Annotated in this window: 25 protein-coding genes; 11 read left to right on the forward strand and 14 right to left on the reverse strand. The window is 49.4% G+C overall.

All coding sequences use genetic code 11. From position 1 onward, the window contains the following. Positions 1-41: 41 nt before the first annotated feature. The 7 genes from AC3WQT_RS06300 to AC3WQT_RS06330 all read right to left on the reverse strand — a co-directional run bounded on the left by AC3WQT_RS06300 (position 42) and on the right by AC3WQT_RS06330 (position 9,103). Positions 42-404: a ComEA family DNA-binding protein gene (locus AC3WQT_RS06300; RefSeq protein WP_492702936.1), complete on the reverse strand. Its 363-nt coding sequence runs from the start codon at positions 402-404 to the stop codon at positions 42-44. 89 nt (positions 405-493) lie between these two features. Further along, positions 494-1,336: a peptidylprolyl isomerase gene (locus AC3WQT_RS06305; protein ID WP_492702937.1), complete on the reverse strand. Its 843-nt coding sequence runs from the start codon at positions 1,334-1,336 to the stop codon at positions 494-496. A 122-nt stretch (positions 1,337-1,458) separates the two neighbouring features. Beyond that, positions 1,459-2,760, reverse strand: a complete 1,302-nt coding sequence (gene moeA, locus AC3WQT_RS06310; RefSeq protein WP_492702938.1) for a molybdopterin molybdotransferase MoeA — start codon at positions 2,758-2,760, stop codon at positions 1,459-1,461. 1 nt (position 2,761) lies between these two features. Next, positions 2,762-3,385 carry a molybdenum cofactor guanylyltransferase MobA gene (gene mobA / locus AC3WQT_RS06315; RefSeq protein WP_492702939.1) on the reverse strand — a complete coding sequence of 208 codons (624 nt, stop codon included), beginning with the start codon at positions 3,383-3,385 and terminating at the stop codon, positions 2,762-2,764. A 43-nt stretch (positions 3,386-3,428) separates the two neighbouring features. After that, positions 3,429-4,547 (reverse strand): GTP 3',8-cyclase MoaA, encoded by a 1,119-nt coding sequence (moaA, locus tag AC3WQT_RS06320; protein WP_492702940.1) that lies wholly within the window; start codon positions 4,545-4,547, stop codon positions 3,429-3,431. An 84-nt stretch (positions 4,548-4,631) separates the two neighbouring features. Further along, positions 4,632-5,939 (reverse strand): chromate efflux transporter, encoded by a 1,308-nt coding sequence (gene chrA, locus AC3WQT_RS06325; protein WP_492702941.1) that lies wholly within the window; start codon positions 5,937-5,939, stop codon positions 4,632-4,634. Between the two features lie 170 nt (positions 5,940-6,109). Next, the gene (locus tag AC3WQT_RS06330) at positions 6,110-9,103 is read right to left on the reverse strand and encodes an Rne/Rng family ribonuclease (RefSeq protein ID WP_492702942.1); all 2,994 of its coding nucleotides are present in this window, start codon (positions 9,101-9,103) and stop codon (positions 6,110-6,112) included. 629 nt (positions 9,104-9,732) lie between these two features. On the opposite strand from AC3WQT_RS06330, the gene AC3WQT_RS06335 reads away from it, so the two are divergent. The 7 genes from AC3WQT_RS06335 (at position 9,733) to ccoS (ending at position 16,024) form a co-directional block, all read left to right on the forward strand. Continuing rightward, entirely contained in the window at positions 9,733-10,740 is a 1,008-nt protein-coding gene (locus AC3WQT_RS06335; RefSeq protein ID WP_492702943.1) for an RluA family pseudouridine synthase, read from the forward strand. Between the two features lie 101 nt (positions 10,741-10,841). Next, complete coding sequence (locus tag AC3WQT_RS06340) at positions 10,842-11,501, forward strand: HAD-IIIA family hydrolase (RefSeq protein ID WP_492702944.1); 660 nt, start codon at positions 10,842-10,844, stop codon at positions 11,499-11,501. A 26-nt stretch (positions 11,502-11,527) separates the two neighbouring features. Continuing rightward, positions 11,528-11,893, forward strand: coding sequence for a Rieske (2Fe-2S) protein (locus tag AC3WQT_RS06345; protein ID WP_492702945.1), 366 nt, complete (start codon positions 11,528-11,530; stop codon positions 11,891-11,893). Beyond that, positions 11,893-12,888 (forward strand): S49 family peptidase, encoded by a 996-nt coding sequence (locus AC3WQT_RS06350; RefSeq protein WP_492703127.1) that lies wholly within the window; start codon positions 11,893-11,895, stop codon positions 12,886-12,888. Before AC3WQT_RS06345 ends, AC3WQT_RS06350 begins: the two co-directional genes overlap by 1 nt. A gap of 475 nt (positions 12,889-13,363) precedes the next feature. Next, positions 13,364-13,606 carry a heavy metal translocating P-type ATPase metal-binding domain-containing protein gene (locus tag AC3WQT_RS06355; RefSeq protein ID WP_492702946.1) on the forward strand — a complete coding sequence of 81 codons (243 nt, stop codon included), beginning with the start codon at positions 13,364-13,366 and terminating at the stop codon, positions 13,604-13,606. Between the two features lie 4 nt (positions 13,607-13,610). Then, the gene (locus tag AC3WQT_RS06360) at positions 13,611-15,857 is read left to right on the forward strand and encodes a heavy metal translocating P-type ATPase (RefSeq protein WP_492702947.1); all 2,247 of its coding nucleotides are present in this window, start codon (positions 13,611-13,613) and stop codon (positions 15,855-15,857) included. Positions 15,858-15,880: 23 nt separating this feature from the next. Then, entirely contained in the window at positions 15,881-16,024 is a 144-nt protein-coding gene (gene ccoS / locus AC3WQT_RS06365; RefSeq protein WP_162041624.1) for a cbb3-type cytochrome oxidase assembly protein CcoS, read from the forward strand. A gap of 15 nt (positions 16,025-16,039) precedes the next feature. Here the strand turns inward: ccoS and mnmH are convergent, their stop codons facing one another. Further along, the gene (gene mnmH / locus AC3WQT_RS06370) at positions 16,040-17,122 is read right to left on the reverse strand and encodes a tRNA 2-selenouridine(34) synthase MnmH (RefSeq protein WP_492702948.1); all 1,083 of its coding nucleotides are present in this window, start codon (positions 17,120-17,122) and stop codon (positions 16,040-16,042) included. Between the two features lie 4 nt (positions 17,123-17,126). Continuing rightward, the gene (locus tag AC3WQT_RS06375) at positions 17,127-17,777 is read right to left on the reverse strand and encodes an arylesterase (RefSeq protein WP_492702949.1); all 651 of its coding nucleotides are present in this window, start codon (positions 17,775-17,777) and stop codon (positions 17,127-17,129) included. 13 nt (positions 17,778-17,790) lie between these two features. Between AC3WQT_RS06375 and AC3WQT_RS06380 the strand changes: the two genes are divergently transcribed. Continuing rightward, complete coding sequence (locus AC3WQT_RS06380) at positions 17,791-18,483, forward strand: ABC transporter ATP-binding protein (protein WP_492702950.1); 693 nt, start codon at positions 17,791-17,793, stop codon at positions 18,481-18,483. Between the two features lie 12 nt (positions 18,484-18,495). On the opposite strand, the gene AC3WQT_RS06385 is transcribed toward AC3WQT_RS06380, so the two are convergent. From AC3WQT_RS06385 to AC3WQT_RS06405, 5 genes are read right to left on the reverse strand one after another with little or no spacing between them, the layout of a single operon-like run. Then, positions 18,496-19,281, reverse strand: a complete 786-nt coding sequence (locus tag AC3WQT_RS06385; protein ID WP_492702951.1) for a UDP-2,3-diacylglucosamine diphosphatase — start codon at positions 19,279-19,281, stop codon at positions 18,496-18,498. A gap of 18 nt (positions 19,282-19,299) precedes the next feature. Then, positions 19,300-19,788: a peptidylprolyl isomerase gene (locus AC3WQT_RS06390; protein ID WP_492702952.1), complete on the reverse strand. Its 489-nt coding sequence runs from the start codon at positions 19,786-19,788 to the stop codon at positions 19,300-19,302. Positions 19,789-19,823: 35 nt separating this feature from the next. Beyond that, on the reverse strand, positions 19,824-20,486 hold the full coding sequence (locus tag AC3WQT_RS06395; RefSeq protein WP_492702953.1) for a peptidylprolyl isomerase: 663 nt from the start codon (positions 20,484-20,486) through the stop codon (positions 19,824-19,826). Positions 20,487-20,532: 46 nt separating this feature from the next. Beyond that, positions 20,533-21,801, reverse strand: a complete 1,269-nt coding sequence (locus AC3WQT_RS06400) for a L,D-transpeptidase family protein (protein ID WP_492702954.1) — start codon at positions 21,799-21,801, stop codon at positions 20,533-20,535. Next, the gene (locus AC3WQT_RS06405) at positions 21,801-22,832 is read right to left on the reverse strand and encodes a YybH family protein (protein ID WP_492702955.1); all 1,032 of its coding nucleotides are present in this window, start codon (positions 22,830-22,832) and stop codon (positions 21,801-21,803) included. Before AC3WQT_RS06405 ends, AC3WQT_RS06400 begins: the two co-directional genes overlap by 1 nt. Positions 22,833-23,258: 426 nt before the next feature. On the opposite strand from AC3WQT_RS06405, the gene AC3WQT_RS06410 reads away from it, so the two are divergent. The 3 genes from AC3WQT_RS06410 to dnaQ are packed head-to-tail and all read left to right on the forward strand — an operon-like array spanning position 23,259 to position 26,381. Continuing rightward, positions 23,259-24,233 carry an acetyl-CoA carboxylase carboxyltransferase subunit alpha gene (locus AC3WQT_RS06410; RefSeq protein WP_492702956.1) on the forward strand — a complete coding sequence of 325 codons (975 nt, stop codon included), beginning with the start codon at positions 23,259-23,261 and terminating at the stop codon, positions 24,231-24,233. After that, a complete protein-coding gene (tilS, locus tag AC3WQT_RS06415; protein WP_492702957.1) occupies positions 24,230-25,627 on the forward strand; it encodes a tRNA lysidine(34) synthetase TilS in 1,398 nt (465 codons plus the stop codon). Before AC3WQT_RS06410 ends, tilS begins: the two co-directional genes overlap by 4 nt. Before the next feature lie 46 nt (positions 25,628-25,673). After that, on the forward strand, positions 25,674-26,381 hold the full coding sequence (gene dnaQ, locus AC3WQT_RS06420) for a DNA polymerase III subunit epsilon (protein WP_492702958.1): 708 nt from the start codon (positions 25,674-25,676) through the stop codon (positions 26,379-26,381). Positions 26,382-26,575: the final 194 nt, after the last annotated feature.

The raw sequence follows: 26,575 nt of genomic DNA on the forward strand, positions 1-26,575 counted from the left end.
TCTGAGATCAGATTTTACAGACACTGCACAGGTTTACATTTTTATTTTTTCTCTGCGGTTTTTTGTTTGGCAATCACTAAATCTTTGATGCCGTTATAGACATCTTCAGGCAATATTTTTTTGCTAAGTAATTCGTCCTTGCCTTTGTATGGACGGCCTTTGATAATCGCGTCTGAGCGCACATCACCAATTTTAGGCAAGGTTGCCAGTTCTTTTTTTGTCGCGCTATTCAGATCCATGAGTTCGGCTTTGGTAGACGCTGAAGCCGATGCAGCCGCAGAGGCTGAGCTGGAAGCTGGGGCGCTTGCCGATGCCTTTTTAGACGCATCAGCGGCAGTTGCCGTGCACATCGCCATTGCTGTCAGCGCAGTTGCCAACAAGATTGCTTGCCATTGTTTTTTCATCTTTACTCCATCCCAAAAGTGAAACAGGAGCACGAGGCTCCTGTTTTTTTAACAAATTTCATGAGCGCTGCTAAGTGCAGCATAGCATGTTATTGTGTTTGTACCATCGAATTAATCAATACAGGTGTCACAGGCACATCAGACATGCCGCCAGCTGTTGTAGTTGGCACGACATTGATCTTGTCCATGATATCCAGGCCAGTCACAATTTTGCCAAATACTGCATAACCAGTGCCCGCTGTCAGGCCGTCAAAACCGGTATTGTCAGCCGCGTTCAGGTAAAACTGGGCTGTCGCAGAGTTGGCATCACTGGTACGGGCCATGGCGATAGTGCCACGCAAATTGCTGAGGCCATTTGGTGTTTCCAGCTTGATGGCAGGCTGTGTTGCAGGTTGTTGCAAATCGGAGGTGAAGCCACCACCCTGAACGATGGCGCTCTTGATCACGCGATGGAAAATTTTATTTACATAGAAGCCACTTTCGACATAGTTCAGGAAGTTGTCGACAGTAATCGGGGCTTTAGCCGGATTCAATTCCAATACGATAGTGCCCAGGCTCGTCGTCATGGTGACTTGCGGCTGCGCTGGCAGTGTCAGATTAACTAAGCCAGAGTACAGCGTTGTGCCATTTGCTGCTGTAATGGAGTAGGTTGTTGAACCAACGTTGACCAGTTTGCAGGATAAAACACGTTGTGTAGCCGTGCCACCCGCTAATTCAGTAATGGTCAGGCAGGCAGGGATACTGGCGTTATAGCCCTTGTCCAGATTTTGGCCGGTAATGGTGAAGTTGGTGACCTTGCGATAAACCACCTGATCCGTTGTGACTTTTGTTACGGAAGGTATTACTGCAGGTGTGTCCGACTTGGAGCCGCCGCAGCCACTAAGTAATACGAGAGATGCACAGGCACCCAAGAGCCATGTTGTCGCTTTCAAACTGTTCTCCAAAATTAATTAAACTGCCGTATTTTACTTTGCTTGAGCAGATTTTGAACGCCAAGTTGGCAGCTGTTACGATTTCTATACAATTGTGACCGTATTGAAGAAATAAATTCTACTTAAATCAGACCTTCAAACGGCAAAATACTGACTTTTTCGCTGGCAGCTACAGCACTTTGATCATGATGCAGGATGATCATGCAGTTTGCTTCTGACATGGAGCGCAAAATGCCTGAGCCCTGTGAACCTGTGATGCTGACTCCAAGTTCACCGTCGTCGCGCATGGCCAGTATGCCGCGCTGGTATTCCGTACGTCCTGGGCGCTTGCGTATGTCTGCGTTCGATTTGGCGCTAAATAGCGGCAAGGGAGGGACGTTCGCCCCCATCAGTTGCTGCAAAGCCTGGCGGGCGAAAAAATAGAAAGAAACCATGACGGCAACTGGGTTGCCAGGCAGGCCGAATAAATAAGCACTTTTGCCTGCCGATGTGATTTTACCAAAAGCCATAGGACGACCGGGGCGCATGGCGATGCTCCAGAAAGCCACATCCCCCAGACTATGCATCATTTGCCGGGTGTGGTCAGCGTCACCGACAGAGACGCCACCTGAGGTGATAATTGCATCCGCATTTTCACAAGCGCTGCGCATGGCGGCTTCCAGTGCCTCTGGATTGTCTTGAACCACACCCATATCCAGCACATCGCAACCCATGCGTGTCAGCATGCCGTACAAGGTATAGCGATTGCTGTCATAGACACAGCCTGCTTCCAGTTCTTCACCCAAAGAGCGTAATTCGTCACCAGTAGAAAAAATGGCGACACGCAAGCGCCGCTGTACGGTGACCTCTGGGATGCCGAGAGAGGCTAATAAACCCAGATCAGCCGGGGCGAGTATTTTTCCTTTGCGTATGGCGACTTTGCCGATTGCCAGATCTTCGCCTTTCAGGCGGCGGTTATCTCCTGCACGCAAATTGCCTGCGCTTAATTTGACTTGGGTATCGCTGACTTTGCTTGTGAATTCCTGTGGTACGACAGTGTCACAACCTGCAGGCATGACCGCACCCGTCATGATGCGTACACATTGATTGTGCATGACTGTGCCCATAAACGCAGCGCCTGCCAGGGCAGTACCTATGATGTCCAGATTCAGCTCTTGCACGCCCCCCAAATCTTCGCCCCGCAAGGCAAAACCATCCATGGCAGAATTGTCGTGGGCAGGCACATTGATGGGTGAGATGATGTCGGTTGCCAGCACGCGCCCCAAGGCTTGGCGTATGGTGAGTTTTTCCATGCCGCAAACAGGCTGGATATATGCGCGCATGATGTCTTGCGCCTGCTGCACTGAGAGAGCTTCAGGATCGTAGTCGGACATGCATCCAGTGATGTCCTGCAAGTTCCTGTCAGATGCTGGCGAGGTATTCATATCAGTTCTCAAGTTCCCGTAATTCTTCCAGTGTATTGATATTGCGAAACGCCGTATTGTCTTCAAACAAGACTTCGCACATTTGCAGGCTGGTATGCCACGCTTGAATTTTGCGCCCACCATTTTCCAGATAAGTTGTCAGCCCGGCTAATACCCTGGTTTTCATCAAGGCAAATACAGGATGGCTTTGTTTTTGCTGCACTCCATCCCTGTTTTCCCAGGTTACTGCGACGGCCAAATCGGCATTGCTTTGCAATAGGGCGGATGATAATCGGTCTGCCAGGTCAAGCGGCAAAAATGGTGAATCGCAGGATGCACATAGCAGGTAAGGTGTAATGCAATGCAGCAGGCCCGTTTGTATGCCTGCCAAAGGTCCGGCAAAGCCTTGCATGTGATCTGGCCAGACTGGAAAGCCAAACTCTTGATAGATACCCGTGTTCTGGTTGGCGCTGATCATGACAGTGGCGGTTTGTGTTGCCAGTCTTTGCAGGACATGTAAAGCCATGGCTTTTCCATGCAGGCATTGCAAGCCCTTGTCTACCTCACCCATGCGTGTCCCTCGGCCGCCTGCCAATACCAGGCCGGTGATGAGGTTTTTGTCTATAGAGGGCTTGGAAATTGACACGAAAATCGGCTTGCTGAAGTCTAAAGTACTTATGATACTGTTATCAGCCGCCTATGTAAGACATTTCTATTTTTTTTCGCTCTTGGCCAGGCGTATTTTGGCTGCGCATTTCAGAATAGCGGTCTGTACGCTGTTGCCAGATTTGGGCGATTACATTGGCGATCGCCAGGTCAGGGTGCTGTTGAGTATCACGTAACAAAGCACGCAAATCATGGCCATGGCTGGCGAACAGGCAGGTGTAGAGCTTGCCCTCTGTTGACAGCCGGGCTCTGCTGCAGTCGTGGCAAAAGGTCTGGGTGACGCTGGATATGAAACCCAGTTCGCCACTGCCATCGGCATGACGCCAGCGGGCGGCTGTTTCTCCAGTGTAGTTGGCATCCATGGCAAGCAACGGCATACCAGCGTCTTGTATGCGCTGCACGACTTGCGAAGAAGGGATGACTTCATCCAGTTTCCAGCCGTTGGAAGCGCCGACATCCATGTATTCTATGAATCTGAGTATATGTGGCTTACCCTTGAAGTAGTGGGTCATGGGAATGATTTCATGGTCATTCAAACCTGCTTTGACGACCATGTTCACTTTCACCGGCCCCAGGCCTGCGGCTTCGGCGGCAGCGATACCTTCCAGCACTTCATTGACAGAAAAATCGACATCGTTCATGCGCTTGAAAATGGCATCGTCCAAGGCATCCAGTGAAACTGTGACGCGGGTCAGGCCGGCATCCTTCAGACTTTGCGCCTTGCGCGCCAGCAGCGAGCCATTCGTCGTCAGCGTCAGGTCCAGCGGCTTGCCATCAATGGTCCTTAGCCTGGCCAGCATTTCTATGAGGCGTTCCAGATGTTTGCGCAGTAGCGGTTCACCGCCGGTCAGGCGTATTTTTCTGACGCCATGCGCGACAAATATGTTGGCGACACGGGTAATTTCTTCAAAGCTCAGCAGCGACTTGTGCGGCAGGTATTGATAGTCTTTATCAAAGACCTCTTTGGGCATGCAATATACACAGCGGAAGTTGCAACGATCCGTTACTGAGATACGCAGGTCATGCAGGGGGCGTGACAAGGCATCCTGCAATTGACCATCGGGTGTTTTCAATACTTCTGGAACAGACAATGCAGGGCTAAATCGTTTTAATTCTGATAGCGGAATAAATTTTTCCGTCATGGCTAGGGCAGGTAATTTTTAAGCTTAATAATGAACAATAGCACGACTTGAAATCTCATGTGACCGCAAGGTCTTTTGTTAAATTTAAGCTAACAATGAGAGCATATATCCCGCCAGGGCGCAAGCTGCCAGCAGCTTGAGGGTGGAAAGCTTGAATTTGAAAACGGCGATAGCGGCCAGGGCAGTAAGTACTATGGCTTGAATATCCAAAGTTACTGCATCCTTAAAAAAAACATGGCTGGCAAATAACCAGGCCAGGCTGACTATGACACCAACTACCGCTGCTGAAATGGCATTCAGAGGGGCATTCAAATGCAAATTATTCCTGCTGGATTCAACCAGTGGTCCGCCTGCGAGGATGAAAATAAAAGAAGGCAGAAAAGTGAAGAAGCAGGCAACACAGGCTCCCAGGCTTGCTGCCAGCAATAAGTGATCACTGCCTAAAAAAGCGTGACTCCAGCCACCGATGAAGCCGACAAAAGCAACGATCATGATTAATGGTCCGGGTGTGGTTTCACCCAGTGCCAAACCATCCATCATCTGCGCTGTATTCAGCCAATGGTATTGCTCAACCGTTGCCTGAACCATATACGGCAGCACTGCATATGCACCACCAAAACTGAACATGGCTGCCTTGGTGAAAAAACTGGCCATATCAGTTAAGGGGTGAGGCAGGCCAAAGCTGAGTGCCAGCAACAACCACACCGCAGCGGCAAACAAGATACCCAAACCCAGCGTGATGAGCAGTTTTAACCAGGAAAAACGCGCATGTTCTGGCGTGGGTGTGTCGTCATCAATAATCGCGGGCAGATGCTGATGTGTAGTTTGTTGGTGGGCGGATTGTACTGTGTGACAGGATTTGCGAAAGATCAGGCCCGTGCATGCAGCAGCAATGATGACCAGAGGGAAGGGGAGATGTAGCCAGGCGATGGCAGCAAAGGCCGCTAGTGCGACTGCAATCAGTACACCGGTCTTCAGGGTGCGCTGTGCGATGCGCCAGGCAGCAGCGAGCACGATGGCGACTACCGCAGGCTTGATGCCGGTCATAAGCGCTTGCACGACAGTATTGTCGCCAAAAGCCATGTATATCCAGGACAGCAAAATCAAGATCAAGAGCCCGGGTAAAACAAATAGCAGGCCAGCCATGATGCCACCTCTGGTCTTGTGCATGAGCCAGCCTATGTAAATGGCGAGCTGGGTTGCTTCAGGTCCAGGTAAAAGCATGCAGTAATTCAATGCATGTAAAAAGCGTGCCTCGGATATCCAGCGGCGCTTTTCCACTAGTTCTGTATGCATCAGCGCAATTTGTCCGGCGGGGCCGCCAAAGCTGATGAATCCCAACTTGAGCCAGTAAAGAAACGCTGCTTTCAGGGTAATCTCATGCGTAGGCAAGGGAGCGCTTTCAGTGTTTTATTTACGAATATTGTGTTTGCATATTATTGCCTATTTGGTGACAGGCATAAAAAAACCGGCAATCATAAAGAGAGCCGGTTTTTCTTTAGCCTGTTTTCAGCCTGTAATTCGGTCTGTATTAAAGACTGTCTACAGGCTGTTCATCAACATCATGAACGACGTGTTTCCACCATCACCAATGGCTCATCCGCAACGACTGGTGCAGGCTTACGTTCACGCGGAACGCGTGCCGGTGTTACCAGTTTTTCTGCTTCAGCTTTGGCTGCTTGCAGCTTGACGGGGTCGGTGCTGGCCAATTCCAGTCCGGCTTCTTTCAGCATGCTATGCAGGGTTTCCAAAGGCATGGTTGCGTCCAGTGGTTTTGCCACTGAAGTGCTGACTGCCTGGACTGGAGGAACTGCAGGAGCTACGGTAGTTGGAATAGCTGGAGCTGTAATTGCCGGAGCTGCCACTACTTCAACAGGTACAACTTGAGGCGCCACTTCTGCAGGAGCAGCATTGACAACTTCAGGTGTTGGTGCTGGCGTATGTGCAACTTCAACAGGGACTGTTATCTCTGCGCTTGCTGGTGCTGTTTCAATCGCTGCAGGCGTTTCTACAGCAAAGCTTGCACTGATGACTTCCTGCGGAGCGGCATCTACGACGGGTGCAGCGACGACAGGTGCAATAATAGCATCAGGTGTAGGTGCAATTACGGCGGGGCTAGTTACCACTGGTGCAAGCTCAGGCGCTGCAGCTACTACTGTTTCAGCAAAAGCGGCAGGCTGACTGGCTGCAGTAGCGTGGTCTGACGCATTGTTGATCGCTTCTGGCGCTACAACTGCTGGCGCAGCTACCAAGGCATTTATTACCGCAGCATTGCTGGCAGCATCGGCATCAACTGCTTCACTGCCATCAATTGGTAATTCGCCTTGCTCATTGACCAACTCGTTACCATCACGGTCGCGACGGTTGCGGTTACGGCCGCCACGACGACGGCGACGACGGCGCTCTTCGCCCTGCTCACTGTTGTCGTTTTCAGCACCAGATTCCAGTGCTTCCAATTGAGGGGCAGCAGGCATGACATCGACAGGTACAGGGTCTACATGCTTGTGGATAGGTTCTTCCTTGGCTTCCTGAGCCTGGTTATCCTTGCGCTCGTCGCGTTGACGTTGTTGACGTTCGCGGCGGGTTTCCTGGGATTCACGTTCTTCGCGTGGTGGCTTAGGTGCTTTTGGTGGGCGTGGATTTTCCGCTGCTGCAGGTTTAGCTGATTCTTGCTCTGGCTTTTCTGCCTTCGCTGGACGGTCTTCGCGTTCGTCACGGTCGCGGTTGCGACGATTGCGGTTGCGTTGGCCATTGCCATTGCGAGGACCGCGGGCAGTGCGGTCACGCTCACCGGTTTTTTCTTCTACCGGTTTTGGCGCTTCTACCTTGGCTGCTGGTTCAGACTTGCCAAACAGGAAGCCAAACAGTTTGCCAAAGAAGCCAGGCTCTGCCGGTGCTACAACTGGTGCAACGATAACCGGGGCGACTTCCTTGCGTTCAACGATAGGGGCAGTCTCAGGTGTGATGCTCTTGACCATGGCTTCCTGACGTGGCTTGACGTCTTCTTTCTGACGTTTGCTGTAGCCAATGTCGGTGTCAGCCTGCTCAGCCATGGCATAGCTGGCGTGGTGATCTTCGAGGCGTGGATCATCTGTTTTCAGGCGATCCAGTTTGTAATGTGGGGTTTCCAGATGCTTGTTCGGGATCAGGATGACAGTCACGCGATGGCGCGTTTCTATCTTCAGGATCTCGCCACGTTTTTCATTCAGCAGGAAAGCGGCGACGTCAACAGGTACCTGGACGTGGATCGCTGCTGAGTTTTCCTTCATGGCCTCTTCCTGGATTATACGCAGGACTTGCAGGGCAGAAGACTCGGTATCGCGGATATGGCCGGTGCCGTTACAACGCGGGCAAGTCACGTGGCTGCCTTCGGACAGCGAAGGGCGCAAGCGCTGGCGAGACAATTCCATCAGGCCAAAGCGGGAAATCTTGCCCATTTGCACACGTGCGCGGTCATAGCGCAGGGCATCTTTGAGACGGGTTTCAACTTCGCGCTGGTTCTTGGCATTTTCCATGTCGATAAAATCGATCACGATCAAGCCACCCAGGTCGCGCAAACGCAATTGACGGGCTACTTCTTCAGCTGCTTCAAGATTGGTATTGAAAGCGGTCGTCTCGATATCGCCACCACGGGTGGAGCGGGCCGAGTTAACGTCCACTGACACCAAGGCTTCAGTATGATCGATAACGATCGCGCCACCAGATGGCAGAGGTACGGTGCGGGAATAGGCAGTTTCAATCTGATGTTCGATCTGGAAACGTGAGAACAGCGGTACATCATCGCTATAACGTTTAACGCGATGCACCATGTCGGGCATCACGTGGCTCATGAACTGCTGAGCCTGTTCGTAGATTTCATCAGTATCGATGAGGATTTCACCAATGTCAGGCTGGAAATAGTCGCGTATGGCGCGGATCACCAGGGATGACTCTTGATAAATCAGGAAGGCGCCTGGAGACGATTTGCCGGCGCCTTCGATTGCACGCCAGAGTTGCATCAGGTAATTCAAGTCCCATTGCAATTCGTCAACATTACGGCCTATGCCGGCGGTACGGGCAATAACGGACATGCCACCAGGCAAGTCCAGTTTGTCCATGGTTTCGCGCAATTCTTGACGGTCTTCACCTTCAACGCGGCGGGAAACACCACCACCACGTGGGTTGTTAGGCATCAATACCAGGTAGCGGCCAGCCAGCGAAATGAACGAGGTCAGGGCTGCGCCCTTGTTGCCACGCTCTTCTTTTTCAACCTGGACCATGATTTCCTGGCCTTCGCGCAGCGCTTCTTTAATTGAAGCATTGCGTACGTCCACGCCTTCTTTGAAATAGGTGCGGGCAACTTCTTTGAAGGGGAGGAAACCGTGACGTTCTTCGCCGTAGTTGACGAAACAGGCTTCAAGGGAAGGCTCGATACGAGTGATCACGCCTTTGTAGATATTGGACTTGCGCAGTTCGCGACCGGCAGTCTCGATATCAATGTCGATGAGCTTTTGCCCATTGACGATAGCAACGCGCAACTCTTCTTGCTGCGTCGCGTTGAACAGCATACGTTTCATGTTTTTACTCCGTGACCTGGTGGTCATCTTGTGTTGCCATCCATTGAAGGGGCAACTGTACTGATACGGGATGTACGCGGGAGCGGAGTGTTTGAGGGGGAGGGAAATGCCTGAGGCAAAGCAGGGCGGAGTCTATATGGCGTTAAAAGCCAAGTAGAACTGATGAAACGGCCATCTGTTTTGCGTTGGGCGCGGACGATTAAAGTAAATCAAGTTCGAGTGCACATGTCCCCCACGTTGTCTGCCTTGCTTATTGGTGAACAAGCAAGTACAACGCCAGGCGATGAGCAACTTTGGTGCCAGACCATCTTATTTTGTTGTGTCTGGCGGAATCGACCCTATTACCTCAACCATCAACCGGCAAGCTCACTGGTTCATATGTAAACCCGCGCCTCTTGCCAGACTAATATCCTTACAATTCAAACTCTCTGATCCAACTTCATTTGTCTACGCCCGATAACAACAATTGGCTGTTACCTTGACATGCAAATGACGCTGCATACACATCTTTTCCATCAAATTTGCAAACAGGCGAGGCCGATGGACATGCCCCTGTGTAAAATAGGCGTTTATTCCTCTTACACTGCTAAAGCACAAAATGCTGAAGCGAAAATGATTATATATTCAAAATGAAGGACTTAGCGACAATTAATAGGGGAGCACATCAAATTCAGATGGAAAAGCCTTCCCCTCAGCAGCCTTCGGCCTCCCAACCCAAAGTTCAGATGCTCACGATCTCGGAAGAAGAGGCGGGGCAGCGTATTGATAATTTCTTGTTACGTATTTGCAAAGGTGTGCCAAAAAGCCATGTTTACCGGGTTCTGCGCTCTGGCGAAGTGCGTGTTAACAAAGGCCGCATAGACCAGTTGTACCGCCTGGTGGAGGGCGATGTCGTTCGTATCCCGCCAATCCGCATGGCGGAAGTCAGCGAACAGGTCGTGCCCAAGCATGAATTCCCCATCCTGTTTGAAGATAATCATTTATTGATAATTAACAAACCAGCTGGCGTGGCAGTGCATGGTGGCTCCGGTATCAGTTACGGCGTCATAGAGCAATTGCGCGCATCGAGGCCGGACGCCAAGTTCCTGGAGCTGGTGCACAGACTGGACAGGGAAACTTCAGGCATACTCTTGCTGGCCAAAAAACGTAGTGCATTAACAAATTTGCATGAGCAAATGCGTGATGGTGTTACTGACAAGCGTTATCTGACCCTGGTGCATGGCGACTGGAAGAATGCCCGCCAACATGTCAAACTGGCATTGCATAAGTATACAACAGCAGAAGGTGAGCGCCGTGTGCGGGTGCAAGCTGATGGCATGGCCTCGCATACGGTATTTACTTTGCAGAAAAAATATCGCGATTTCGCCCTGCTTGAGGCGGAGCTGAAAACGGGACGTACCCATCAGATTCGCGTACATCTTTCGGCCAGTGGTTTCGCTATTGCGGGCGATGACAAATATGGTGACTTTTCCCTAAATCGCGCTTTGCTGAAGGTGACTGAAGGGCGCGGCGCACTGAAACGCATGTTCCTGCATGCCCACCAGATCAGCTTTGTTCATCCCGAGACGGGAAAGACTGTGACGGTGAATGCAGCTTTGCCCAAAGAATGTGAAGATTTTCTGAAAAGCCTGGCTTAGCGCCTTCGTCTGGAAAAGTCTTAATGGTTTAGTAATGGTATGATGCCGTTATTGATGAGAAACATGTCGCGCATGCTGATGTGTGCGCGTTTATTGAATATATGGCAAAAAAGCAATTTGATTTAATTGTATTTGACTGGGACGGAACCCTGATGGACAGCACAGCTGCCATCGTCAAATGCATGCAGTCCGCAGCGAGAGACCTTGGTTTGCCGGTTCCCAAAGAAGATATCGCTTCTTATGTCATAGGGCTCGCCTTGCCTGAAGCAATACAGGTGGCTATGCCGGGCATAGACCCCAAGCTGTATCCAAGGGTGGTTGAGCGTTTCCGCCATCACTTCTTGACCAAGGACCATGAGTTGCCCCTGTTTAAGGGTGTCAGGGAAATGTTGGCCGAACTGGCGCAAGAGGGTTACTTTTTGGCAGTGGCAACCGGTGCCAGCCGGGTTGGCCTGAGCCGCGCTTTGCATACCGCCAAACTGACCTCGATATTTGACGCGACACGTTGCTCCGACGAGACGTTTTCCAAGCCACACCCTGCAATGTTGCAAGAGTTAACACGTGAGCTGGGGCAAGACATGCGCCGCACTGTCATGATAGGTGACACCACACATGACTTGCTGATGGCCAATAATGCAGGCGCCGCAGCGATTGCAGTTGAATATGGCGCACATGACGTGCTTGCACTGCAGAACATGCAACCTATATTTTCTGCAAAAGACGTTGCTCAGTTGCATGAGTGGCTGCGTGAAAATGCCTGAACAAAAGTGGCAGATAAGAGATAAAGATGAAGTCAATTTCCGTATGTAAATCTGATGAATTGATAGAAGGTGGCAAGGGTGTGCGCTTCCCCGTCACCGCCGGCAGTGACGATGCTGTCGGTTTCGTCATCCGTTATGACGGCGTAGTACATGGTTACTTAAACCGCTGTGCCCATGTGCCAGTGGAGCTGGACTGGAATCCGGGTGAATTCCTGGAATCCAGCGGTCTTTACATCATGTGTGCCACTCATGGTGCTATTTACCAGCCAGATACCGGCTATTGCACGGGTGGGCCTTGCCGTGGCGGTCGCCTGCGAAAAATTAATGTCAGTGAAGAAGAAGGGCAGATTTACTGGCATCCCGATGATTATATACAAGCTGTCATTGCCTGATTTCTGGAAAAATTATGAATGAGCAATTTCCGAGTTCGCCAGCGAGCGAAAGCGATAAAAAAGAAGGCTGGGAACGTCAGCTGTTAGAAAAACTGGCGACAGACTCCTTGCGTGAGCAGCGCTTGCGCAGGCGCTGGAGTATCTTTTTCAGGTTTGCTTTTTTATCGGTGATTATTTTCGCGTTTTACTATTTCAGCGATTATGCAAGCACTGAAATGGAAAACCTTGGGCATCACACAGCGCTCATAGAAATTGACGGCACCATAGAGTCAGAAGGTGCAGGCAGCGCTCACTCGGTGATCCCGGCATTGAACCGGGCGTTTGCTGACCCAGGTTCAGTCGCTGTCGTGGTGCGTATCAATAGCCCTGGTGGCAGCCCAGTACAAGCTGGCATGATCAATGACGAAATGGGCAGGCTGCGCAAAGAATATCCTACGAAAAAACTGTATGTCGTGGTGGATGAGATTTGCGCCTCTGGTGGGTATTACATTGCGGTAGCTGCCGATAAAATCTTCGTCAATAAAGCCAGCGTCGTCGGCTCTATTGGTGTGCTCATGGATGGTTTTGGCTTTACCGGTCTCATGGATAAGCTGGGTGTAGAGCGTCGCCTCATGACGGCAGGTGAAAACAAGGGTTTCATGGACCCATTTTCGCCGCAAACAGAAAAACAAAAAGCTTTTTCGCAAACCATGCTCAATGAAATTCACCAGCAATTCATTGACGCCGTGCGTGCAGGGCGTGGACAGCGTTTGAAAGAAACGCCAGAAATGTTTTCTGGCTTGTTCTGGATAGGTAGCAAGGCTGTGCAAATGGGGCTGGCAGATGATTTTGGTTCTGTGGATTCTATTGCACGTGATGTCATCAAGGTCGAAAACATCGTCGACTATACTCAGAAAGAAGGCTTGCCTGAGCGTGTCTTGAAAAAATTTGGTGCGTCCATAGGTGCCAGCGCAGCTACCACGATCTTGAAGGGAAATGCTCCTAGCATGCGCTAATTAGCCATTTTGTTTGGTTGATTTTCTTAATCCTGTTGGCTGCTTGCATAGTTATTTTTTTCTTCCACTCGTTATCGAGTTGGCATATATTAGGGGCGTAACTGGTTCAAAAGAAGGAGGTCGATATACAAGATATTTTTTGTATCCAAGGCGGATTGAATTTGAGCTCCGGTGTCTTGTGTGCCGGTTATTAATGAAGTGGATAGTCTACAATTTGTGAAGTACCCATCCGTTTAGTTCACGGACCTGAGGTTTCTAAGAACCCTCGCTGAGTTAGCAGCAGTAGCAATATTAGTAGCCATAAAGTAGCCATTAGTATCCATGAAGTAAAAGAAACGGTAGTGCAACGCTACCGTTTTTTTATGCCTGTTTTTCTTCTCTCATACTTGATTTGAATCAAGTGTCGCCATTTTCTCTCCTGTAACATCAAAGCAATTTGATCGCTAGACCTACCCTTTATCCTCAATCATTAATCATGGCATTTGTATTTTCAGCGCTTTTTGAGACAAAGTTTTTCGCTTTTAAAACAAGTGAAAAGACTGACTGCTTTCATTGCGGCGAAAAAATGCGCAAAAGCAATGCACTGACTACCTCATTTGATGGCCGCATGCAGCCAGTATGCTGCCATGGCTGCCTGGCGATTTTGCGTACGGTCGAGCAAAATAAGCTGGTGGCTGAATATATGATGAATAAAACCAGCCAGACGCTGGCGAGGTAAAGGCATGACAAATGCGAGCGCGCTAATGCCAGACGTCAATGCAATAGCCCAACAGCAAGGGCTTGTCAGTGAAAAACTGAATCTCTCAGGCATGCGATGTGCTGCTTGTGTGCAATTGATTGAGTTTCGTATCAGGCAATTGCCGGGCGTTATTTCCTTCAAGATTAATCCCGCCAGTCATCGTGCCGATATTTCCTGGGATGCTGAATTACTGACGCTCAAACGTATATTGGCTGCTGTCACTGACCTGGGCTATGGTGCTTTGCCAGCCAGCCAGTCTCCAGATGAATTGGAGCAAAAAGAAAGCAAGCGCGCCTTGTGGCGCTTGTTTGTTGCTGGCTTCGCCATGATGCAGGTAATGATGTATGCTTTTCCTGCCTACCTGGTTCCGATACCACAGATTGATGGTGACTTGACGCCAGATGTCGACAAGTTGCTGAAGCTGGCCAGCATGATCATCGCCGTGCCTGTCATGGGGTTTTCAGCTGCACCTTTTTTTTCTTCCGCCTGGCGTGATTTGAAAAATCGCCATATAGGCATGGATGTACCCGTTTCTCTGGGCATATTGCTGACTTTTTTTGCCAGCGTCTGGGCGACATTTTATGGTGGTGCCGTGTATTTTGATTCGGCCATCATGTTTGTCTTCCTCTTGCTGGGCGCAAGATTGATTGAATCCAAAGTGCAAAAACGCACGACTGCGGCATTGAGAATACTGACGCAATTGTCCCCGGCGATGGCGCAACGCTACCTCACCTATCCGCAGCAGGCGCTAGAGACTGTTGAGGTAACAGCCTTGCTGTCAGGTGATTATTTATTGGTCGCCGCTGGTGAGCATATTCCTGCGGACGGTGTGGTCATTGCGGGTGATAGCAGTTGTGATGAGGCACTGATGACGGGTGAATCTTTACCCGTCAGTAAAACGACCGGTAGTAATTTATTGGCCGGATCAGTGAATCTTCATGGCGCCCTAGTGATGCAGGCAAAACAGGTAGGTGGCGCGACTCAATTGTCGGCCTTGATAGGCTTGATGGAATCAGCTTCACTGGAAAAACCACCGTTGGTTTTACTGGCAGATAAACATGCCAGCCGTTTTCTAATCATCATACTGCTGCTTGCCTTTGTCAGCGGTGTCGTCTGGTGGCAAATAGATCCTGACCGCGCATTGTGGATCGCCATCAGCATCATCGTGGTGACTTGTCCATGCGCCTTGTCTCTGGCGACGCCGGGTGTCATGTCTGCAGCCATAGGTATTCTGGCTAAAAATGGCGTATTGCTGGCAAAATCAAAAGCCATACAAGCCATGGCATCAGCCACGCATATTGTTTTTGATAAAACCGGCACACTGACCATGGGCAAATTACAGGTCAGGGAAATGCTGTCTGCTGATGATGTACCCACTACTTCAGCAATTGCCATGGCGCTGGCTTGCCAATCTACACATCCGGTATCCAAAGCAATTGGCGATTATCTGGCGCAAAAAAATTTGAATCAAGATATGCCAGACTTGCGCAAAGTAAGGGAGGTGCCAGGTGGTGGTATTGAGGCTGAATTTGAGGGACGAGCTTATCGCTTGGGTAGTATGGAGTTCGCGCGTGAATTACATGCTCAGGAAATGTCCATTCCTTCGGGTTTTGAAGGGCAAACACTGACTGTGCTGGCGAATGAGGATGGCAATCTCTTATGGTTTGCACTCGACGACGTACTGCGTGACGATGCAATTGAAGCGATCAGAAATTTAAAAGGCAAGGGCAAGAAAGTCATGCTGTTATCAGGTGATCGCTTGGAGGTCGTCAATAAAATTGCTGCGCAATGCGGTATTCATGATGCGCATGCCGGTCTCGGCCCTGAGGGCAAGTATGAAATAGTGCAGCAGTTGCAGACAGGCGGCGCAACGGTAGTCATGGTTGGCGACGGCATGAATGACGGGCCTGTATTGGCACTGGCTGATGTGTCGGTAGCGATGGGGCAGGGAGCACCAATTGCACAATCGCGCAGTGATGTATTATTGATGTCCAATCGCTTGCTGGACCTGGACTTTGGCATGACGGTAGCCAGTAAGGCTTATAGACTGATACGCGAAAATCTCGCGTGGGCTGTGCTTTACAATTTATTGGCGATACCCGCTGCTATGTGTGGGTGGCTTGAGCCCTGGCATGCTGCATTAGGTATGTCGCTGAGTTCGCTGATTGTGGTGTTGAATGCCCTGCGCCTGTATCTATTGCCACAGCCCATCTATCTGATGCAGGACTGATATAAAGAGTAGTACAAGAAATTATGGACATACTTTATTTGCTGATACCGCTGAGCCTGGTGCTGGTGTTTGCCATTGGTGCGGTATTCTGGTGGGCGGTCAATCACAGGCAGTTTGATGGCCTGGAAGACGAAGGGCAAAGAATTGTCGATGATGTCGATGGCTGAGTTTTTAGACTATGCTCAGGCATTGATGGGATTTTGATCCGCAAAACTCAAGATGTGACGTGCAGATTCATGGAAGTCCGATTCTCCAATATCGTTTTGTTCTATTTGCCTAGCCTTGCTGTATCCCACAAAATTTCTCGCGATTGATTTGCCGTAGGCTGGGTCATAGTGCTGCTCCAGCAATTCTTTGACCAGTTGCGTGAGTTCACCATCTTGCGCTATTTGCTTCCAGCCAGAAATTTTTTCTTTGCCGTGTAGGGCGGTCAGAAAATGCAATTGTTTATTCAGACTTTCTGTATCTTGCATGAAGTGAGCATATTCTTCCACCAGGAATTCCACTCTTTTTTCCAATGGCAAATTAACTTGCAGGCAGCCTGAGGCACGCATGGCTTGCATCAGGTTTTCTGGTACTCTCAGATTGCCAATTTTTTTACTTTCTGCTTCTACGTAAACCAATTTTTGTACATCAAATTGCTGCAGTTGTTCAAAAATACGGCTCTCGAATTGCTTTTGCGAGGGTTGTGCATGCTCGGGAATGTCACCTAACACTGAGCCCCGATGGGCAGCTAATTGTTCCAGATCCAGCACTTGTGCGCCCAGACCTGCCAAGGTTTGTAGGCAACGGCTCTTGCCGCTGCCGGTGGGGCCGCATAAAACCTGCCATTGAAAATGCTGCAATTCTGCGCTCAAGCTCAGATTAACAAATTGCCTGTATGCCTTGTAACCACCATTCAATTGCACTACTGGCCAGCCTATTTTGGCAAAGATATGTGCCATGGCGCCACTGCGGTTGCCGCCGCGCCAGCAATAAATCAAAGGCTTCCAGTCGCGTGGCTTGTCCTGAAACAGGTTTTCTATGTGTCGTCCTATATTCTTTGCTACCAGGGCTGCACCCAGGCGCTTGGCTTCAAACGACCCAACTTGCTTATACATGGTGCCAACGATAATGCGTTCTTCATTATCCAGCACCGGGCAATTGATGGCATGGGCAATATGGTCTTCAGCAAACTCAGCCGGGCTGCGCACATCAATGATGGCGTCAAATTCTGCGCGTCGCTTGAATACCTCTGGAAAATCCAGCAGTTCAGGATATTTCATGACTTTACTTACCTAGTAAGGGAAGCAGGTTTGGCAGGACATTATTGACGATGGTTGGGTGTACATCAGCTATAGGATGAATGCGGTCCTGCTGAAAAAACTCATCTTTTTCAGCTATGCCTTCCAGCAAAAAAGGGACAAGTGCGGTTTTGTTGGCTTTTGCCAGCTTGCCAAATAGCGAGAAAAAACGCTCGGAATAATCGGGGCCATAATTGGGAGGGATTCTCATGCCGGCTAACAAAACTTTGCCTTTTTGCGCCTTTACCATATCTATCATGGCCTGGAAATTACTCTCGGAAGCTTTGAGTGACAAGCCGCGCAAGGCATCATTGCCGCCCAGTTCAATGATAACGATATCTGGATGATGCCTTTCCAGTAAACTCCCCAACCGCGATTTTCCGCTACTGGTGGTGTCACCACTGATACTGGCATTAATGACTGTGGCTGGAATATTTTTTTGCTGTAATTTTTGCCCCAGTAAGGCTACCCAGCCTTTGCCACGCTCAAGTCCATATTCGGCTGATAAACTATCGCCGAGCACGAGGATGGTTTTTGATGCAGAATAAGCAGGCAAAGCAGTAATCGCAAATATCACGAGCACCAGGGCTTGTTTTAATAGTCTGCTGACGTGACCTGACAATTGAGTAAAGAGCATACGCAAAGACCTTATGGAATCAAACAAAGCGGCAATAGAAGTAAAGCACCTGACCAAGCGCGTAGCAGATGCGACTGGCGAGCTGAGTATACTGAATGGCATAGATTTTACCGCGCAAGCAGGGCAGACGCTTGCAATTGTTGGTGCCTCTGGTTCAGGCAAGTCAACTCTGCTGGGCATACTGGCTGGGCTGGATACGCCAACGGAAGGCAAGGTCTTGCTTGATGGAGTGGATATTTTTGATTTAACAGAAGATGGCAGGGCGCAATTCCGTAAAGAGAACCTGGGCTTTGTATTTCAGTCCTTCCAGTTATTGATGCACCTGAATGCGCTGGAGAATGTCATGCTGCCACTGGAGTTGCGCGGTGATAAGCAGGCACGTGCCAAGGCAGAAAAAATGCTGGAGCATGTCGGACTGGCATCCAGGCTCAGGCATTACCCCAAGTTTTTGTCAGGCGGTGAGCAGCAAAGGGTAGCGCTGGCCAGGGCTTTTGTGACTGAGCCACCTTTGCTTTTTGCTGATGAACCTACTGGTAGTCTCGACGCTGCTACGGGTGAGGCAATTATCAACCTGATGTTTAGCCTGAACCGTGAGCGTGGCTCTACCCTGGTGCTGGTTACCCACGATCTGTCGATTGCGGCCAGATGTGGACGGGTGCTGACCATCAGTGCCGGTCATTTGCGTTCAGATACTGTCAACGCCTGATGGCAAAATAATTTACTTGAGGCTTCCATCCCAGTCGTAAGTCTGAATGCTGCCATCACTGTAGGCTGCCAGCCAGCCGCCGCGCTTGTCCTGGTCTTCACAATCCCAGTCCGGTAATACATATCTGGTTTTTTCACCGTTAATATGTATGGCTGGTCTGTGGGTGTGGCCATGTATCATGGTGCTGGCACCCGTTTGCAGGAACAGTGCTGCGATGGCATCTGCGTTGACATCCATGATGGCGACGGATTTTTGTTTTTGTTCCATCTTGCTTTCAGTACGCAGGCCTTCAATAATTTTTTTGCGCTGATCAAGCGGCATTGCCAGGAAAGTCTTTTGCCATTCTGCCTGCCTGACTTGCGCGCGAAACTTCATGTAGGCATGATCGTCCGTACATTGCGCATCGCCATGACTGATGACCACTTTTCTTCCAGCCAGATCAATCACGCTGGGGTCATCCAGTAAAACCGCACCGGTAGCAGCAGAAAAATCCTCGCCGATTAAAAAATCCCGGTTTCCGGCGATCCAGTACAGCTGCACACCGTGATTATGGACTTTGCGCAGCGCCTGGACTATGGATGAATTATAGGTGTCACTGATATTGTCATCACCCACCCAATATTCAAACAAGTCCCCCAGTAAATATAGCGACTTGGTCTGTGTGGCCTGCTTGTCGAGAAAGCTTAAAAAAGCTGCTGTAGTAAGGGGCAGGGCGGGATTTAAATGTGTATCAGAAACAAAAAGCGCAACCAGTTCAGGTTGCGCTTTTGTCTGATTCGCGTTGTGGTCTGCGATCATGAAATAGAGTAAATGGTATTAAACGATTTGCGTTTTTTCGATCAGGACGTTTTCTACCGGTACGTCCTGGAACATGCCAGTACGGGTAGTTTTCACGCCTTTGATTTTGTCGACTATGTCCATCCCTTCCACGACTTTGCCAAATACGCAGTAACCCCAGCCGTCCTGACCTGGGTAGTCAAGGAAGCTGTTGTTTGCCGTATTGATGAAGAACTGCGCAGAAGCAGAGTGTGGGTCGCCAGTACGTGCCATGGCCAATGCATAACGCTCGTTTTTCAAGCCGTTTTTGGCTTCATTTTCGATAGGTGCATTGGTGGACTTCTGGTTCATGCCAGGCTCAAAACCGCCGCCTTGTATCATGAAGCCATCAATCACGCGATGGAAAATAGTACCGTTGTAGTGACCAGATTCAACATAAGCCAGGAAATTGGCAACAGTTTTTGGAGCTTTTTCTTCGTTCAGTTCAATCTTGATGTCACCGAAGTTGGTGGTCAGAATAACGGCCATGATAGTCCTTCATTTCTAAAAGGTTAGTGATGTGTTTATTTTAACAAGGTAGCGGATTGAATAATAACTGGTTTGGTTGGTACATTTTGCATCATTTTAGCTTCACCAGTTTCTACCACTTTAATTTTTTCAACGACTTCCATGCCCTTGATGACTTTGCCAAAAGGCGTATAGCCAGCGGTCATTGCCAGTGCCCTGGCGCGTCTTTCGGTGACGATGTTGCCACGGTAGGGAAACTCTACCGGGTCACCCTCAGGCAAGACTTGATGGTTCAGGAAATCATTGTCTTTGACATTGATGTAAAACTGCGCGCCTGCTGAATTAGGGTCTTGCGTACGGGCCATTGCGACTACGCCCAGGTCGTTTTTCAAGCCATGTTCCAGTGCTTCACGGGCTTCCAGAGGGACCGATTTATTCGTCGGTTTTTCTTTCATATCCTTGTCGTAGCCGCCGCCCTGTATCATGAAATTATCGATGACACGGTGGAAAATCGTCCCTTTGTAATGCCCACTTTTAACATATTTCAAGAAGTTATCTACGGTCTTCGGGGCTGCTTCCGGGTAAAGCTCAATAACGATTTCACCCATATTGGTTTTTAGGGAAACCTTGGGTTGCGCTTCGGCAAAACTAAAGGCGCTTGCCATCATCAGGCAGGTACCCAGCAATACACTGTTTAGTCCGGATTTTGAAATTTTCATATTCAACATACGTTATTGGTTGATGAATTAAGAGTAAACAACTAGTTCAGACAGTGGTTTCGTAAATTATGCGCCATCTGGCAGCTTCTTTCAGCCAGTACTGGCGCTTACGAATGGCCGCTTTGCTTTTCCCATTGCTGGTTTCCTGGGTAAAGGTGCTGACTATCAGTTCGTCTTTACCGGGGTAGCGGAAATGGGTTACGTCTTTTAATTTAATAGCAGGATTATGCCAGTTATCCCAGCTTTGTTGCTGTTTTGGGAACCAGGTGTTGAGATTGTCACCCTGCGTAGTCTTAAAATTGCGCGAATAATTCGTCAGAATGCGGTTGGCGTTCTGGCTCTGCATGTCCAGACGCCAGTCATCCAGTAGTTTTTCGGCAAAATTTTTATCCAACATCCATTTATTGCGACTGACAAATTCCACTTGCTCGCTGATGATAACTGGCGTCTTGCCTATGTCCACCATGGAAGAGATTTTTAAAAAATCCGGATTCGTCAATACCACGCAGCCATCTGATGCAAGGGGGGGGCGGCTGAAGCTTTCAGGTGGCATGCCGTGCAACCAGATGCCAGAGCCATTGCGACCATTGAATTTGTCCCATTCATTCGGGTAATTTAGTGGCAGAGCACCTGGGCCATAAAAACTCGGCAGTTTTGTGCCCGCCAGGCGGCTGGTGATGTAATACACCCCTATAGGGGTTTTTTGATCGCCTTCTTTTAGTTTGTTGATGCCAAACTTGCCCTGGCTGATATAGAAATCATTAATCAGGCGCGGCTGGCCTGCGGCATTTTCATACACATATAAGCGCGATTTTTTCGCATCGACGACGATGGCCTGCTTCTGGTCATCGCGCAATTGCAAAATGGCTCTGGGGATCAGGTCGGCGGCGGGGCGTTCACGATATGAGCGTATGCGTGCCGCTGCCTCATCCCGCAGGTCTTTCAGTTTATCGGGTTGCGTCAAGGCACCGACACCAAAACTGCGTACCGGACGGGTGTGCATCAGCAGCAAGTCACCTTGTATCAAATGTGCCAGCTGGAAGTGCGGATAGGCTTCTACCAGTGCATCTATCTTGGTCTGCGCCTGTTGCAAATTATTTGCGGCCAGGTTTTTGTAGACTTCGATTAATAATGCGTCCGGGTCCGGGGCATTTGGATTAATTTCAGCCGGTGCGACTTTATTGGGGCGTGACTTGGCCACGACAAGAGTTGGCGAAGCGAGATACGCCAGACATGTCAGAGCAAGAACAGCAAAAACGCGTGATTTTCCGGCTTTGACTGCGGCCGGAGTATCAGAATTGACAGCGAAAAACATTAGCTACCCGCACGCTCCTGTTTGATCTGCCATTTGCCGTCCTGCTTTACCATGTGCAAGGTTTTACGGCTGTTGGCAGTCAACTGGTCAGATGTATATATCTGACGGAACTTGACCGTGGCAGTGTTGCCATCGACATCGATTTTGGCAGATTCAATTTTAACGTTGATGCGGCCTTTGCCTTCTATCCTGTTACGACGTTCTTCTGCCCAGGCTTTATAAGACTCGCCTTTGGGTGTCTGGAAATCTTTTGCGTAATGCCCCAGATAGGCATTGGTGTCCTTGCTGCTCCAGGCTTTAGCCCAGTTTTCTACTGCCTTCAGCACATCTTCTTCAGTCTTATCATTAGTAGCAGTAGTTGCGGCTGCAGGAGCAGGTTTGGATTTAGGTTCAGGCTTGGCAGTTTCAGCCTCAGGTTTTGCTGCAGCAACTACGGTAGCGCTGGCTTTGGCTGGAGCGGCTGCATTGGTAGCAGGTGCAGGGGATGCCATTGCTGTCTTGGGATTGGTGCCGCCGGTGGTATTGCCTACCAGATTCTTGACCAGGGTCAGCTTTAATTTGGCAGTGTTATTGCTGGAATCGAGTTGCAAAGCCTTGTCATAGGCCTGGCTGGCCAGTTTTGCATATACATCACCCAGGTTTTCATGTGCTGTGCCATAAGTTGGATTGGTCCTGATCGCCATCTCCAGAGCTGCACGGGCTTTGTCGTACTGACCAGATGATGCATACAAGACTGCCAGATTATTGTAGGGCTCAGGCAATTCCGGGTAATCGTCAGTCAGCTTCGAGAAAACGGTGATAGCTTCTGCCGATTTGTTTTGCTCTGTCAGTATCAATCCCTTGAGAAAACGCATCTGCGCGTCCTTGGGACGTTGCGCCAGGGCGGCATCCACTTTTTGCAAGGCCTCACTTACCTGGCCAGATCTGAGCAATTTGCCAACGTCAGCTGCATCATCTGCCCGGACGTGGGCAGACATCAACAGCAATGACAGACTGGATAAGGTAAGAACATTCTTTAAAATGTGGCGCATGGTGTTCGGTCTTGGATTTATAGGAGTTTGGCAGAACATGTAAGCTGCAATGGTATACTGGCTAATGAGCAAAGCGCCATCTTATCAAATAAGTTGCTGACTATGGGTGTTTGACAATGACTTTGACAAGTAAGCAGCATTTCGCCAGTGGTTTTGGCAACGGTAACAGGTGTGTGGATGCTGATTTCTACTGCCCGAACTCAAGCAAAAAGTGCCGAACACTGGACAGCGAGGCCAGTTTTGATATCTAATCTGCTCCGTCAGGACAATATGTCCATTATGTATGCATACGAATTTTGCAAAAAAATCATCTAAATGGTTCTTTTGTACGCTAGGCAGAGCGACACATTATTCAATTAAACATTGCGCCCGCGCCAGAATGAAATTGGATTTTTTTATCAACTCGTGTGATGTTAAGGAGGCACGATGACTAAAACGACATTTTTAAATTTTGAACAATCAATTGCAGAACTGGAAACAAAAATAGAAGAGCTGCGTTTTGTTCAGGATGATTCGGCAGTCGATATTTCTGAAGAAATAGACAGACTGTCGAAGAAAAGCCAGATGTTGACGAAGGATATTTACGCCAAGTTGACTCCATGGCAAGTGTCGCAGATTTCCCGTCATCCACAGCGTCCATACACCATGGACTATGTGAATCAGATGTTTACTGACTTTCATGAGTTGCATGGTGACCGCAGTTTTTCCGATGATCAATCCATTGTTGGTGGCTTGGCAAGGTTTAATGGTCAGGCATGTATGGTCATGGGCCACCAAAAAGGCCGTGACACCAAAGAACGCGCCATGCGCAATTTTGGCATGCCCAAGCCTGAAGGTTATCGCAAGGCCATGCGCCTGATGAAACTGGCTGAAAAATTTGATATTCCCGTATTTACCTTTGTCGACACCACTGGCGCCTGGCCTGGCATAGACGCTGAAGAGCGCGGTCAGTCTGAAGCTATTGGCCACAATCTATATGTCATGGCAGAACTGAAAGTACCGCTGATCACGACTATTATTGGTGAAGGTGGTTCTGGTGGTGCGCTGGCGCTGGCTGTTGGCGATGCGGTGCTGATGTTGCAGTACGCTACTTACTCCGTAATTTCTCCTGAAGGTTGTGCTTCCATCCTGTGGAAGACTTCCGACCGTGCATCTGATGCGGCCGAGGCATTGGGTTTGACAGCTCACAGACTGAAAGCCATGGGTTTGATCGACAAGATCATCAATGAACCTCTGGGTGGTGCCCACAGAGATCCCAAGCAGATGTGTGCCTTGGTTAAACGTGCACTGGCAGATACCCTGCGTCAGTTCCAGGGTGTAAAAACCAAGGATTTGCTGGCTGCACGTCATGAGAAGTTAATGAGCTACGGCAAGTTTAAGGAAACGAAACTTGCTGAATGAGGCCAGATCAACATTGCTCCAGTCTCGAGCAAGCATTCTCAAAAAAACTCGATGCCATTATTGCTGATTTCTGTGAAGGAAATCTGCAAAATGGCCTCGCAGTAGGCTATAGCGGCGGTCTGGATTCTACGGTCTTACTGGACCTGGCAATCAATTATTGCCGCCGTGCCAAAATTTCACTGCATGCTTTTCACATACATCACGGCTTAAGTCCGAATGCTGATGTCTGGCTTGATCATTGCCGGGCTGTGTGTGTATCAGGCGAAGTAGACTTTCATGCTGAGCGTATTCTGGTTGCCCGCGACAGCGGCGATGGCGTGGAAGCGTCTGCCCGCAAGGGGCGTTACCAGGCTTTGGGGCGGATGTCGAAAAGTACCGGCATTCCCTTGATCCTGACTGCCCATCATCAGGATGACCAGGCAGAAACCCTGTTATTGCAATTGTTGCGCGGTAGTGGTGTGGCTGGCATGTCAGGCATGGATGTTTGTCATCGTGCACCTAATCTGTTTGGCCATGATGAAGTCATGCTTGGGCGGCCACTGCTGACAGAAAAGCGAACTACGCTGGAAGCCTATGCGAGCCAACGGGGTTTAAGCTATATCGAAGATGAGTCCAATACTGACCAGCGTTATCTGCGTAATGCCATACGCCACAGTGTAATGCCAGTACTCGAAGGCTTATCGCCTGGCTACTCAGAACGTATCGCCCGTTCAGCCACCCATTTTCAAGCGGCGCAAGACTTGCTGCTGGAAGTTGCCGGGCAGGATTTCGCCGATTGCTCCTTTGAAGCGGGATTGGGTATTGCTGCCATGCGTGCACTGAGCCCTGCACGCAGAGATAATTTGTTCCGTTACTGGTTTTCAAAGGCTGGTGTACGCATGCCCACGACCTCGCGGCTGAAAGAAATGCAAAACCAGCTATTTGACGGACGTGAAGATGCACGTATTACCATCCATCACGATACCGTTGCCATACATCGTTATAAGGACATCGTCTATTTGTCTGCGCAAAAAACTGAGATGGCAGAAGAGGACAGCGAACATGAATTTGCCTGGCAAGGACAGGCACATATCCATTTTCCTGAGTTTGCTGGTAGCCTGTATTTTGATCCGGCAGAGCGCGGACTGGATGTGTCCTGGTTAAAGTCGCAAACGCTTTCCTTGCATCTGCGCAGGGGAGGGGAGAGGCTGAAGCTGGGAGAAAACCGCTCTACCCGCGATATGAAAAGCCATTATCAGTCCTTGCAGATACCTTTCTGGCAGCGTGAACGCTTACCATATGTCTCTATTGGCAAGGATTTATTATTTGCTGCAGGTGTTGGCATGCAAAGCAGGTTTTGCCAGGCTGAGCCGGGGACAGGCATCGCCTTGCGCTGGGTGTTTGATCAACTGTGATTAATTTTGAATAAATATTTGTTGTCGTCTAATAGGAAGATTGAATATGCGTAGGCAGCTAGTCCTCGATACTGAAACCACAGGTTTGAATGCCCGCAATGGCGACCGCATCATAGAAATTGGTTGCGTAGAATTAATTAACCGCAAGCTGACCGGTAATAACTTCCATCGCTATATCAATCCAGAACGAGATTCTGAAGAGGGCGCTTTGGCAGTTCACGGTTTAACCACTGAGTTTTTAAGTGATAAGCCCAAATTTGCCCAAGTAGCCGAAGAATTTTGCGCTTATATCAAAGATGCAGAAATCATTATTCATAATGCACCTTTTGACGTTGGCTTCCTGAATGCAGAGCTCGCACGCCTGAATTTACCAGCGCTGACTGAGTATTGCCCTAGTATTGTAGATACGCTGGTTCAGGCAAAAGAATTACACCCTGGGAAGCGTAATTCCCTTGATGCGCTCTGTACTCGCTATGAGATTTCAAATTCCCACCGCAAGCTGCATGGCGCTTTGCTGGATGCTGAATTGCTGGCAGATGTTTTTCTGGCAATGTCGCGTGGGCAAAATAGTTTTGAAATCGACATTGAGGAAGACGATGCGCCAAAAGTACTGGAGGTCGTCGCCTTTGATATGCCCGTTGGTGAGATCGCCGTATTGATGGCAACAGAGGAAGAAATGGGGGAGCATGAAAAATTGCTGACAGGACTGGATAAGCAAATCAAAGATAAGTGTATCTGGCATACGACTTTGTAGAAATAAGCTAAATTTCTGGCTTAGTTGGCGTGCAGAAAAGACAATAGATATGAGAAGTAATAGCTTAAATAGCTATTTGCACGATTCAAAAAGGATCACCTGTTGCAAACAGGTGATTTTTTTTTGGTTTTTTTTGCGCTTAACCCTAAAGATTTCACAATTTGTTGCCGTTACAAGGGTAAGAAAATAAATCG

It is taken from the genome of Undibacterium sp. FW305-107 (assembly GCF_058788535.1).

Coding starts and splice junctions, on each gene's coding strand:
- AC3WQT_RS06300 (WP_492702936.1), bottom strand. CDS start 404: ATGAAAAAACAATGGCAAGCAATCTTGTTGGCAACTGCGCTGACAGCA.
- moeA (WP_492702938.1), bottom strand. CDS start 2,760: ATGAATACCTCGCCAGCATCTGACAGGAACTTGCAGGACATCACTGGA.
- moaA (WP_492702940.1), bottom strand. CDS start 4,547: ATGACGGAAAAATTTATTCCGCTATCAGAATTAAAACGATTTAGCCCT.
- AC3WQT_RS06330 (WP_492702942.1), bottom strand. CDS start 9,103: ATGAAACGTATGCTGTTCAACGCGACGCAGCAAGAAGAGTTGCGCGTT.
- AC3WQT_RS06335 (WP_492702943.1), top strand. CDS start 9,733: ATGAAGGACTTAGCGACAATTAATAGGGGAGCACATCAAATTCAGATG.
- AC3WQT_RS06340 (WP_492702944.1), top strand. CDS start 10,842: ATGGCAAAAAAGCAATTTGATTTAATTGTATTTGACTGGGACGGAACC.
- AC3WQT_RS06345 (WP_492702945.1), top strand. CDS start 11,528: ATGAAGTCAATTTCCGTATGTAAATCTGATGAATTGATAGAAGGTGGC.
- AC3WQT_RS06355 (WP_492702946.1), top strand. CDS start 13,364: ATGGCATTTGTATTTTCAGCGCTTTTTGAGACAAAGTTTTTCGCTTTT.
- AC3WQT_RS06360 (WP_492702947.1), top strand. CDS start 13,611: ATGACAAATGCGAGCGCGCTAATGCCAGACGTCAATGCAATAGCCCAA.
- ccoS (WP_162041624.1), top strand. CDS start 15,881: ATGGACATACTTTATTTGCTGATACCGCTGAGCCTGGTGCTGGTGTTT.
- mnmH (WP_492702948.1), bottom strand. CDS start 17,122: ATGAAATATCCTGAACTGCTGGATTTTCCAGAGGTATTCAAGCGACGC.
- AC3WQT_RS06375 (WP_492702949.1), bottom strand. CDS start 17,777: ATGCTCTTTACTCAATTGTCAGGTCACGTCAGCAGACTATTAAAACAA.
- AC3WQT_RS06380 (WP_492702950.1), top strand. CDS start 17,791: ATGGAATCAAACAAAGCGGCAATAGAAGTAAAGCACCTGACCAAGCGC.
- AC3WQT_RS06385 (WP_492702951.1), bottom strand. CDS start 19,281: ATGATCGCAGACCACAACGCGAATCAGACAAAAGCGCAACCTGAACTG.
- AC3WQT_RS06390 (WP_492702952.1), bottom strand. CDS start 19,788: ATGGCCGTTATTCTGACCACCAACTTCGGTGACATCAAGATTGAACTG.
- AC3WQT_RS06395 (WP_492702953.1), bottom strand. CDS start 20,486: ATGAAAATTTCAAAATCCGGACTAAACAGTGTATTGCTGGGTACCTGC.
- AC3WQT_RS06400 (WP_492702954.1), bottom strand. CDS start 21,801: ATGTTTTTCGCTGTCAATTCTGATACTCCGGCCGCAGTCAAAGCCGGA.
- AC3WQT_RS06405 (WP_492702955.1), bottom strand. CDS start 22,832: ATGCGCCACATTTTAAAGAATGTTCTTACCTTATCCAGTCTGTCATTG.
- AC3WQT_RS06410 (WP_492702956.1), top strand. CDS start 23,259: ATGACTAAAACGACATTTTTAAATTTTGAACAATCAATTGCAGAACTG.
- tilS (WP_492702957.1), top strand. CDS start 24,230: ATGAGGCCAGATCAACATTGCTCCAGTCTCGAGCAAGCATTCTCAAAA.
- dnaQ (WP_492702958.1), top strand. CDS start 25,674: ATGCGTAGGCAGCTAGTCCTCGATACTGAAACCACAGGTTTGAATGCC.